The sequence below is a fragment of the Burkholderia sp. GbtcB21 genome (assembly GCF_019091065.1).
Taxonomy (GTDB): domain Bacteria; phylum Pseudomonadota; class Gammaproteobacteria; order Burkholderiales; family Burkholderiaceae; genus Burkholderia; species Burkholderia pyrrocinia_C.
Window position 1 is genome coordinate 35,632 of the sequence record NZ_JAGXKA010000029.1, and the last position, 10,363, is coordinate 45,994.

Consider the following 10,363-nt stretch of genomic DNA (forward strand, 5'->3'; position numbering starts at 1 on the left):
AGCTCTGCATGATGCTCGCGCGGCTCGTCGTGCTCGCCGCGCTCAGTTGGGCGACCGCGCTCTATTTCGATTGGCCGCTGTGGCACGCGCCCGTCTTGTTCTGCGCGGGGCTCGCCGGATGGCTGCTGTTCGGGCGCGCGCGCCGTGCGCTGCGCGCCGCTCGCGCGCGCAGGCAGCTCGCGCGGCTCGACGCGTCCGAGCCCCTGCCAGGCGATCGCGACGCGCCGCTGCGGCGCGTCGTCGCGCGCTGGCGCGCGTCGCTCGACGCGCTCAAACGCGCCGCGCCCTCACCGGGCTTGCGCGGCCGACCGCGCGACGCGCTGCCGTGGTATCTCGTGATCGGCCGCGCGGGCACGGGCAAGACGACGGCGCTCGCTCGCGCGCGCATCGCGTCGCCGCTGCGGCACGCGCGCCACGACGCGAACATTGCGCCGACCGAGGACTGCGACTGGTGGTGCTTCGACGACGCGGTCGTGCTCGACTTGGCGGGCTGCTTCGCCGAGCCCGACGCGACCGAGGACGGCCGCCGCGCATGGAACGCGCTCGTCGGGCAACTCCGCCGCGCACGAGCGCGCCGCGGCGTCAACGGCGTCGTCGTCGCGATCGACGCGCCGCGTCTCGTCGAAGCGAATCGCGACGCGCTTACGATCGACGGCTGCGCGGTCCGCGAGCGGCTCGAACAACTGATCCGCCTGTTCGAGCGACGCTTTCCAGTGTACGTGCTCGTCACGCAATGCGACCGGCTCTACGGCTTCGACGAATGGGCCGCTCAGCTTGCGCCGGAGCAATGCGAGCGCGCGTTCGGGTACCTCGGCGACCACGATGCGGATGCGTTCGTCGCATACGCGCTCGACAGCGTCGACGCGCGGCTCGTGGCGCTGCGCGTCGCGCTGGCGGCCCGCGGCGAGCCGCCGTCGCTGCGCGCGCTGATGCTGCAGCACGAACTCGCGCGCCTGCGGCCCGCGCTCGACACTTTCGTGCGCGCGGCGTTCGGCCCGAACGTCTATCAGGAGACGCCGTATCTGCGCGGGCTGCTGTTCGCGAGCGGCCGTCAGAGGGGCGGCGCGCCGTCGCTGACGCTGCCCGACTGGCTCGACGCCGCGCCGGGGCGCGCGCCAAGCGACGCGGGCTTGTTTCTGCACGACGTGTTCGCGCGCGTGCTGCCGGGCGATCGCGACGCGTCGCTGCCCGTCGAACGGCCGAGCCGATCGCGGCTGACTCTGTGGCGCGCCGCGCTCGCCGCGTGGCTCTTCGCGTGCGCCGCGGCCGGGCTGCTGATGAGCGCGTTGTTCGTCAGCGACATACGGACCGTAGAGCTGATCCGCCGCGACTACCCTGCCCATCCGCGCTTCACCGGCGAGCTCGCGCGCGATGCGGCGACGCTTGAGCGGATCGGCCGCGTGATCGCCGACGTCGAGCGGCTTGACGAGCAGCGGCTCGTGCGGCGACTCATCCCCCGGATCGCCGACGCGACACCCGTTGGCCGGCTCGAAGCGGAACTCAAGCGCCGCTACGTCGCGCACTATCGGCGCTCGATCGAGCCCGCCGCCGACCGGCTGCTCTTCGGCGAGCCGGACGAGGCGAGCGACGCGCGCGCGGCGGACGACAGTGACACCGCGTCGCGCATCCGCAATCTGGTCCGCTACGTGAACCTGATGCAGGCGCACCTGCGCGGCGCGGACCGCGAGACGCTTGCGCGGATGCCCGCGCCGGTGCTCACGCGCGCGCTGGAACGCGACGGCGCGCCCCCCGCGGACGAAGCAGGTAGCATGAACGACGCAAGCGCCGCACGCGACCGCGGCAACGAGCCGCCGCCAAGCATCGGCGCGCTCACCGTCAAACGGATCGCGTGGAGCGCCCCCGACGACGGCGCGCTCCACGCGCGGATCGCGAGCCTGCAGGCGCAGCTCGAACGGCTCGCGTACGGCAATCCGGACAGCGCGTGGCTGCTCGCGCTGCCCAACGCATCGTCGCCGCGCGACGTGACGCTCGCCGACTTCTGGCCGCCCGCTGCGGCGGACGCGCAGCCGCCCGCGCTGCGCGACGTGCGTGTTCCCGCCGCGCTGACGGCCGCGCACCGGCCGGCGATCGATGCGTTCCTCGACGAGATGGCGCAGGCGGTCGCGAACCAGCCGAAGTTCGCGTTCCATCGCGACGCGTTCGACGCGTGGTATCGCGCGCGTCGCATCGACGCCTGGCGCGACTTCGTCGCGCGTTTCCCGCAAGGCGAGCAAGGGCTGACGACGCAAGGGCAATGGCGCGCGGTGATCGACCGGATTCCCGATCGGGGTGATCCGTTTGCGGCGTTGCTCGCGCGCGTCGAGCGCGAATTCGAATCCGTTCGCGACGACGCGCTGCCGCCGTGGCTGCGGTTCGCCCGGACTGCGTCGCAGATGCTCGCGCCGGCGCGGATACCTGCGGCGAACGGCGGCAGCCTCGGCGCTGCGCTCGACTCGCTCTCGCGCAGCGGCGGCCGCGCGCTGCGCGAGGCGCTCCACGGCGCGCCCGCGCAGGGCCGGCTCACGCTCGAGCGCGACGCCGCACTGTGCGACGCGCTCGTCGACTACGAGCAGCGCGTCGCCGCGCTCGCCGCCAATGCGCTCGCGGGCCCCGGCGCCGCCTACCGGCTCGCGGCCGACTTTCACGGCTTCGGCGTCGATCCGTCAGTGGAAGCGTCCGCGATGCGCGCGGCCGACGACGCGCTGCGCGCCGTCAAGCGGCTCGCGGGCGATCGCGACGTCGGCGGCGACATCGTCTGGAGCCTCGTCGGCGGCCCGCTTCATGCGGTGATCGCGTATGTCGAGCGGCAAGCGTCGTGCGCGCTGCAAGACGACTGGGAGCGCGACGTGCTGTGGCCGCTCGGGCGCGCAGCGACGCACGACGACGCAAACGACTGGCTGTACGGCCCGCAAGGCGCGATCTGGGCGTTCGTCGACGGCCCGGCGAAACCGTTCGTGCGCGTCGGCGCGACGCGCGCCTCGGCGGTCGACACGCTCGGCTACCGATTGCCGTTCACCGCTGCGTTCCTGCCACTCATCGACGACGCGGCCGCCCGGCGCGTCGCGCAGGCGCGGCGCGACGCCGAGCGGCGCGCCCAGCAGCAGGCGGCGGCCGAGCTCGACGAGCGGATCGCGTCGCTCGGCAAGCAGATCGACGCACTGCGCGCGCAGACGATGCGCATCGGGATCGTCGCGCAGCCGACCGACGTGAACCACGAGGCACAGGCGAGGCCGTTCGAGACCGTGCTGACGCTGCAATGCGCGCCGCAGGCGCGCACTCTGGCGAACTACAACTTGCGCGTGTCCGAGCAGATCGACTGGCGGCCCGATCAATGCGGCGACGCAACGCTGCGCATCGCGCTCGGCGGCGTCACGCTCGTGCGCGGGTACGCGGGGCCGCTCGGCGTCGCACGCTTCGTCCAGGACTTCCGATACGGCGTGCGCCGCTTCACGCCCCGCGATTTTCCAAACGCGCGAGCGCAGCTCGAACGTCTCGGTGTGCGTCACGTCGACGTGCGCTACGACTTCTCGGGGCACGACGCGCTGCTCGCGCACGTCGAGCGGCTCGACGCGCTCGAACGCGCCCGCCGCGACGACATCGCGCGGCAGCGCGCCGCGAGCCGGCTGGACGACGGCGCGGGCAGCGGCGGCGCGGCGAATGTTGCGAGCGCTGCGGGCACGTCGGATGCCGCGCTGCCCCGCCGCATCGGCGCGTGCTGGGGCGATCCGCCGCGCGACGGGCCCGGCGGCGACGGTGCGCGCGGTCGTTTTCCGGATGCGGAAACGCGGCTCAAACGCTCGACGCGCGCGGCGAGTGGTTCGTGAAAGTCCCCCGCCGACGCCCGCCGGATAATGAACGCACGTCCGCGCGGTTCCGCCGTGAACGTCGCGCCGCGCGACAGGCCCGGCGGCGCGCGCCCGCAATCCGCTCGGCGCTCGAGCCGGCGGCGGCGCATGCAGCCGTCACGCCGAGTCGTCGAATCCATCGAAGTTCACCTTCTGTCTTGCCATGCTGAAACACACGTCAGACCACCCCGACCATCCCGACGCGCCGCGTCCAGCGCGACACGCATCGCCTGACGCGACCCGCGATTCATCCCGCCTCGTCCCCGGCATACGCTCGCCCCAACGCGTCGGCATGGCGGTCGCGCTGGCAGTCGCCTCGCTCACCGGATGCCCCGGCGGCGATTCGAGCGAATCCGCTCCGCATGCGTTCGCGCCGCCGACCGTCCAGCTCGCCTATCCGGCGCAGCCGGAGGCAGCCGCGCCGAATGCGCCCACCGCGCATGTACCCGCAACTTCGCCGGACATCGTATCCGCCGGGGTCGCCCCGACGCACGCGGCGTTGCGCCGCCCGACGATCGCGCTCAAATTCGATCGCGCGATCGAGTCGCATTCAGTCGCACACATCACGCTGCGCGCCGACGATGGCGCGAGCGTCCCGGTCGGCGCATTGTCGTGGCTGAGCGACCACCTGATCGCGTTCGCGCCGCGCAAGCCGCTCAAGTCGAACAGCCGCTACGAGATCACGGTGCCAGCCGGCATCAAGAGCGCGACGGGCGAACGGTCGAACAATCCGCTGACGGCCAGCTTCGACACCGTGCCCTCCACGCTGCCGCGCGGCCTGCGCAACCTCGACGGCTCGTGCTTCATCAATACGGCTCTGCAGTTGGCCGTTCACTCGTCGGCGCTCGACGACATCCTGTCAAACAACGGCGTCCCATCCGCCGTCCGCATGCTGCTCGAAAACTATGACGCCGAATCGACCGAAGTGCTCGATGTGCAGTTGCAGGCCGCGGTCACCGCGCTGCGCGAGATGCCGAGCATTCCGGACAGTGGGCCGGGACACACGGTGAACGTGCTGCAGGAACTGCAGATGCCGCTGTATCCGGCATTCGACGCGGATACCATACGCAACGCGCCGCCAGACACCAAGGCGTTCGAGCTGATCGGCCATCCGCTCGCCTATTCCGATCTGCCGAACCGCGACCGGCTCGTCGCGTTCGACTACAGTTCGGGCGGTCACTATCTCGCTTATGTGAAGCGGGACGGAATCTGGTATCGGGTCGACGATGCTCAGGTGAGCGCCGTCACAGAACAGGATTTGCTTGCCCTGCCGGCGTTCAACCCCGATAGCGGCAACGTGGCGATCGAAATCGCGATCTATCGATGAAGTGCTAGGTTCTGTTCACATTCTCGCCAGCGGCCCAAAGGCGCACGCAAGCGCTGCGAAGGCGAGATAGTTGCCCGCGAGCTTGTCGTATCGAGTGGCGACGTCGAAAATGTTTGATGCGATTGAAGAGGCGTTCGACGATGTTTCGAGTTCGGTGCAGCACGCGGCTGTACCGACGCTCGGTCTTTCGATTCGACCGGGACGGAACGACAACCTTGGCATGCGCAGCGCGGATAGTGATCGCAAATGCATCCGAGTCGTAGCCTTTGTCGGCAATCACCGCCCCCGTGAGCAGATGCTCCACCAATTCGTGCGCGCACGAAATATCGGCAACCTGTCCCTCGGTGATGATCATTCGCAGAGGACGTCCGGCTTCATCGCCGCGCGAAGGCGCCGACACCTTGCGGGCCACATCATTTCGAGCGCCGGCCGAATGCCGGTGCGCACGCACGATGGTCGAGTCGATCAGCACGCGTTTGATCTCCGTTTCGTCGGACACTGCGTGTGCCACGCGCTCCCAAATGCCTTTGCGACACCACCGAGAGAAGCGCTGTGCGCCGTATGCCATCGGCCTAACCCCCGTGGAAAATCGCGCCACGGGCAGCCCGTTCGGCCGACCCAGAGAGCAGCTTCGACAACCAACGACTGGCGGCTGCCGTTCGCCCTGGATCGCCTTCCTTGCCCGGAAAAACCGATTCGATCTGTGCCCACACCTCGTCGCTCAGTAACGTTCGAATAACCTTGGCCCGCTTGCGGGCCGCGCTTTGCGCGATTGAATCGACGAGGAAGCGGCCGCGTCCGAACGCGACGCGCGATGCCCGCCGGCGCGCCGCCGCGCGCATGAACGAACGAAACAGGTCTGAAATCTTCCGGTGACGTATGCACGCTAATTTCAAGGACATGCGCGGGCGCGGCGGGGGGCTGCGCTTGGCTCGGACGACGCGTCGCGCGGGCTGGCGGACGCGAAGGACAGGATACATCGGAGCAACAAGAAAATCGATTATGGTCGTAGAGAGAAAGTGTGAAAGCGTGCTTGTCGTGGACAGCCATCCGATCGTGCGCGAGGGCATCGAGGTCGTGCTCGCCAAGGCGTATGCGGGAATCGACGTGGGCGGCGCGGCCGACATGGCCGAGGCGAGCGATCGGTGCGGCCGCGACCGCCCGGATCTCGTGCTGATGGACGTGATGCTGCCGGGCGACGATCCGTTGCCGGCGATGGGCGAGATCCTGCGTACGTATCCCGACGTGCGGTTCGTCATCTTCACCGCACTCAGCTCGGAGGCGCGCGCGGCGGATGCGATCCGCTTCGGCGCGGCCGGCTATCTTCTGAAGTGGTGCAGCCCGGACGGCATCTTGCAGGCGGTCCGGCGCGTGATGGCGGGGCGCGTTCACATCGACCCGTCGCTCGACGAGGCGAGAGTGGCGTCCGCGGCCGGCGGTGGCACGCTTGTGTCGCCCGTCGACGAACTCACGCGGCGCGAGAAGCAGGTGCTGAAGCTGATCGCCGACGGGATGCGCAATCGCGAAATCGCGTCGCTGCTGAACATCAGTCCGAAGACGGTCGATTGTCATCGGCAACGGCTGATGCAGAAGCTCGGCGCGCGCAACGTCGCAAGCGTGATCCACTGGGCGTATCAATACGGATATGCGAAGGCGTGCGCGCCGGCGATGTAGCGCACGGCGAGCGCACTCGCATCCGATTGCGCGCCGAGCGGTTCGTGAAAGTATCGCGCCGAAGCGTGCCGGAGAATGAGCGCTCGCCAATGTTCACGACACGAAAGACATCATGACGAAGCTGAATGAAATGACCGCCGCGCAATGGAACCGTCGGCATGACGCGATCAAACGGCATGCGCGGCTCGATGGCGACGACTGGCGCGCGCACGGCGCAGTGAGCGAGCGAACGCGATGGTCGGACAATGAAAAGCGAGATTAAGGCGATCCGGATGGCCGTGCTCATGGAGATCCGCTTCAATAGCATGGTCAGCACGCCGGTGCTACTCGCGAAGCCGAACCGGATCGCCGCGCGCCGCGAAAACTCGACCCGCTAGTCGTTCGACACATCGGCGATCGGCCCGAGGATCGCAAGTTCAAGGTCTTGCCTACGCGGGCTCAGCGGCCGGCGCAGCACATTCGGCGCACGCGGCACGAACCGGCCGCCGATGCGCTGCGCTCACGGCATCGCCGACGTTTGCCCGGGGCGTTGCGCGCCGCATGCAGCGCACGCGTGAGTCGGGCATCGCGCGCTGGGCATTGCACCTCGCTTGCCGCACGCTAGTCGCTTCAGCTCGCGACGCCTCGCTCATGCTCGATTCGGCTGCCTTATGGCGCATGGCTCGTGACGCGTTGCACGACATGCGCGATGCGTCCCGCACGGATTCTCGGCAGACGCACTTTTCGTCGCACAATTCACCGGCCCTCACTATGGCGAATATGCACGCGCCCCGCAGCGCCACGCTGCTGCAGTTCTTTTCGACCGATGACATGCCGCTCGCGCGCGCGGCGGCGTTCTGGAGCGCGCATGTGTTCCAGTGCGAGGACGTGCGCGCGGCGGCGCGCGCGTTTCACGGGCACGGCTTTCACTGCCGGTGCGAGCGCGGACGGTTCGTTCGTTTCCGCGGCGCGTCGCTCGATGCGCAGATCAGCGAGGCTTGGCTGAGCGCCGCGACGGCCGACGCACACGTGACGATCTGCGCCCTGCATGCGGGCGAGTGCACGGTCGAAGCGCCCGGCTTGCCGGATGCGCGCTTTCGCGCGAACGACCTGTTCTTACTTGACGGCGGCCAGCCGATGCGCGTGCGCTGGAATGAGCCGTTTTTCAGCGCGCTCAGGCTGCCGCGCGCATCGGTGGGGCGCACGCTCGGCCAGGCCGCGATGGACGCGGTGCCGGGCGCGGCTTCGCTGCAGGCGGCGCGGCTCGCGCCGTTTCTCGCTGCCGAGCTCGCGCTGATCGGCGATCGCGGCCCGGCGCTGTCGTCTGACGAGCTCGATTACGTGCTCGCGCGCGCGGCCGAACTCGGCCGCGCGCTGCTTCAGGCGGCGCTGTCGTCGCGTATGCGGCTCGGCGCGCCCGCGCGCGCCGACCGGCTGCAGGCAGCGTACCGCTACATCGATCAGCATCTGCACCTGCCGACGCTCACGCCTGAGCGGATCGCCGACGCGGTCCACTGCTCACGCACGCAACTCTATCGCCTGTTTCGCAGCGATTCGCAAACGGTGAAGGCGGCGCTGCGTGACGCGCGGCTGAACCGCAGCCTCGGCTACCTCGAGCGGCCCGAACTCGCGCTCAGCATCGGCGAAATTGCGCATGCGTGCGGCTTTCCCGATCAGTCGACGTTCGGCAAGCTGTTTCGCCGACGCTTCGGCAAAACGCCCGGCGAAGTGCAGCGCGCCGCGCGGAAGGTCGGCCGGGATTCGTGAATATGCGAAGCTTCGCATGTTCGCGATTATGCTCAGTTCCGGATATCGATTTCCGCCGGATGTGAACAGCTACGCGGTGGGTTCTGTCGCGATAAGGAAGTCAAGGCGCATCGATTCTAGAATGTATAGGAATCCTTATGTAGCCAGCGCGTAGAATTGCTCGGCGGCTGTCTGGTTCTTGCGAACTGCTTTCATTTGCCCTTTGGCAATCATGCGCATCACTTCGATACCACCGAGCAGGATGCAAGCGCAGTGAAAATCTTTGAAGCCCATCATCGGCCGGGTTCGGCGCTTGATGGCGCGGTGATCCTGCTCGACGATATTGTTCAGATATTTTTGCTGACGAATCTTGATCGGCTGCTCACGGGTGGCGTTGATGTCCTTGAGCGCCGCCAGGTTCGCCCCGCTTTTGTCGATCGTCACGGTCTCGGGCGCACCGTTCTGCGCGATCGATTTTTCGAAATACCGACGGGCGGCAGCCTTGTCCCGGCGAGCCCGCAGCAGGAAATCGATGGTGTTTCCCGCCTTGTCGACGGCCCGATAGAGGTATTTCCAGGCGCCGTTGACCTTGATATACGTCTCGTCCATCCGCCAGCTTTTTCCGACCTGCCGCTTGCGCTGGCGGAACGCCTTTTCCAGCGCCGGAAGGAGCTTGATGGCCCATCGATGTACCGTCGAGTGATCGACCGACACGCCCCGTTCGGCCATCATTTCCTCGAGGTCGCGCAGGCTCAGGGGGTACGCAACATACCAGCGCACGCACAGCAGAATCACGTCGAACGGGTAATACAGTCGCTGGAACACCCGCTTTCGGATCGCATTCATGCCTTGCTGCATCGCTCACTTCGCCTACATTTCGATCACGCAAGCTTACCAGACCGTCTTACTGCAACAGAGCTGGCGGCGGCGTTGACGTGCGCGATTCAACTCGCGACGAGGTCGCGCTGCGCCCAGCTCGAAGCAGTCGCCTGAATTTCGCATGTCCGACTAGATACATCCGTATCCGAACGCTCTTAATGCGACAAAACCTGACAGTACTACGGTCACAAAGAATCACTATTCAAAGACGGCCGGCAAGATTACTTTGCTGTTTGTGTCGCGCGTGAACGCGGCTCGGTTGATTGAGAGAATGGTTACCATGACGACCGTTTCGGATGCGACGACCGCGCTTCGTTGCCAGGGCACGCCGACTATCGCCGTGGTCGACAATCGCGGTCTGACGGTGCGTACCGTCCAGTACAACCGCGCCTCCGGCGAGGATCCGGTCGACGCACTCGTCACGCGCCAGACCTGGTCCGTGCGCGGCCAGTTGGTCTCCAGCATCGACCCGCGCCTGTTCGACGCGCAGCAGATCGACCCGGCCATGCCGCCCAACTTCCGCTACGTCCGCTCGCTCACCGATCAGCCGCTCGCAATCCACAGCCAGGACGCCGGTGCGCGCACCGTGCTGTTCGATGTCGAGGGCGGCATCGTCTGGCAGCACGACAGCCGGAGTCAGCAGTTGCGCCGCGTCTACGACCAGTTGCACCGCGTAGTCTCGGTCACCGAGCAGGTCGGCCGAAACGCGCCGCGCGTCAGCGAGCGCCGCGCGTACGGCGACGCCGACGCCGCCCCCGACACCAATCTGCGCGGCCGGCTGTGGCAAAGCTGGTCGCCCGCCGGCCTCGCGGTCACGCCCGCCTATGACCTCGCCAGCCAGCCGCTGACCACCCGCCAGCAGTTCCTGCGCGACGACGTGCTCGACAGCGACTGGGCCGGCGACGATCCGGCC

At 68.1% G+C, this 10,363-nt stretch carries 5 protein-coding genes and 3 pseudogenes; 6 read left to right on the forward strand and 2 right to left on the reverse strand.

Annotated elements, in window-relative coordinates; translation table 11 throughout:
* Positions 1 to 8: 8 nt before the first annotated feature.
* Entirely contained in the window at positions 9 to 3,824 is a 3,816-nt protein-coding gene (locus tag KVT39_RS34740; protein ID WP_306795614.1) for a type VI secretion system protein, read from the forward strand.
* Between the two features lie 313 nt (positions 3,825 to 4,137).
* The gene (locus KVT39_RS34745) at positions 4,138 to 5,172 is read left to right on the forward strand and encodes an Ig-like domain-containing protein (RefSeq protein ID WP_306795613.1); all 1,035 of its coding nucleotides are present in this window, start codon (positions 4,138 to 4,140) and stop codon (positions 5,170 to 5,172) included.
* Between the two features lie 15 nt (positions 5,173 to 5,187).
* Here KVT39_RS34745 and KVT39_RS34750 read toward each other — a convergent pair.
* Positions 5,188 to 5,945 (reverse strand): annotated as a pseudogene (locus KVT39_RS34750) (IS5 family transposase).
* A 229-nt stretch (positions 5,946 to 6,174) separates the two neighbouring features.
* Here KVT39_RS34750 and KVT39_RS34755 point away from each other — a divergent pair.
* The 3 genes and pseudogenes from KVT39_RS34755 to KVT39_RS34765 all read left to right on the forward strand — a co-directional run bounded on the left by KVT39_RS34755 (position 6,175) and on the right by KVT39_RS34765 (position 8,592).
* Positions 6,175 to 6,846 carry a response regulator transcription factor gene (locus tag KVT39_RS34755; RefSeq protein WP_217591217.1) on the forward strand — a complete coding sequence of 224 codons (672 nt, stop codon included), beginning with the start codon at positions 6,175 to 6,177 and terminating at the stop codon, positions 6,844 to 6,846.
* 112 nt (positions 6,847 to 6,958) lie between these two features.
* Positions 6,959 to 7,297 (forward strand): annotated as a pseudogene (locus KVT39_RS34760) (hypothetical protein); the annotation flags it as partial.
* Between the two features lie 230 nt (positions 7,298 to 7,527).
* On the forward strand, positions 7,528 to 8,592 hold the full coding sequence (locus KVT39_RS34765) for an AraC family transcriptional regulator (RefSeq protein ID WP_217591218.1): 1,065 nt from the start codon (positions 7,528 to 7,530) through the stop codon (positions 8,590 to 8,592).
* 135 nt (positions 8,593 to 8,727) lie between these two features.
* Here KVT39_RS34765 and KVT39_RS34770 read toward each other — a convergent pair whose 3' ends face one another.
* Complete coding sequence (locus KVT39_RS34770; protein ID WP_217591221.1) at positions 8,728 to 9,417, reverse strand: IS6 family transposase; 690 nt, start codon at positions 9,415 to 9,417, stop codon at positions 8,728 to 8,730.
* A gap of 313 nt (positions 9,418 to 9,730) precedes the next feature.
* Here KVT39_RS34770 and KVT39_RS34775 point away from each other — a divergent pair.
* Positions 9,731 to 10,363 (forward strand): annotated as a pseudogene (locus KVT39_RS34775) (RHS repeat protein); the annotation flags it as partial.

Bases quoted from the DNA above. Each gene is read 5' to 3' on its own strand.
- KVT39_RS34740 (WP_306795614.1), top strand. From the start codon at position 9: ATGATGCTCGCGCGGCTCGTCGTGCTCGCCGCGCTCAGTTGGGCGACC.
- KVT39_RS34745 (WP_306795613.1), top strand. From the start codon at position 4,138: ATGGCGGTCGCGCTGGCAGTCGCCTCGCTCACCGGATGCCCCGGCGGC.
- KVT39_RS34755 (WP_217591217.1), top strand. From the start codon at position 6,175: ATGGTCGTAGAGAGAAAGTGTGAAAGCGTGCTTGTCGTGGACAGCCAT.
- KVT39_RS34765 (WP_217591218.1), top strand. From the start codon at position 7,528: ATGCGCGATGCGTCCCGCACGGATTCTCGGCAGACGCACTTTTCGTCG.
- KVT39_RS34770 (WP_217591221.1), bottom strand. From the start codon at position 9,417: ATGAATGCGATCCGAAAGCGGGTGTTCCAGCGACTGTATTACCCGTTC.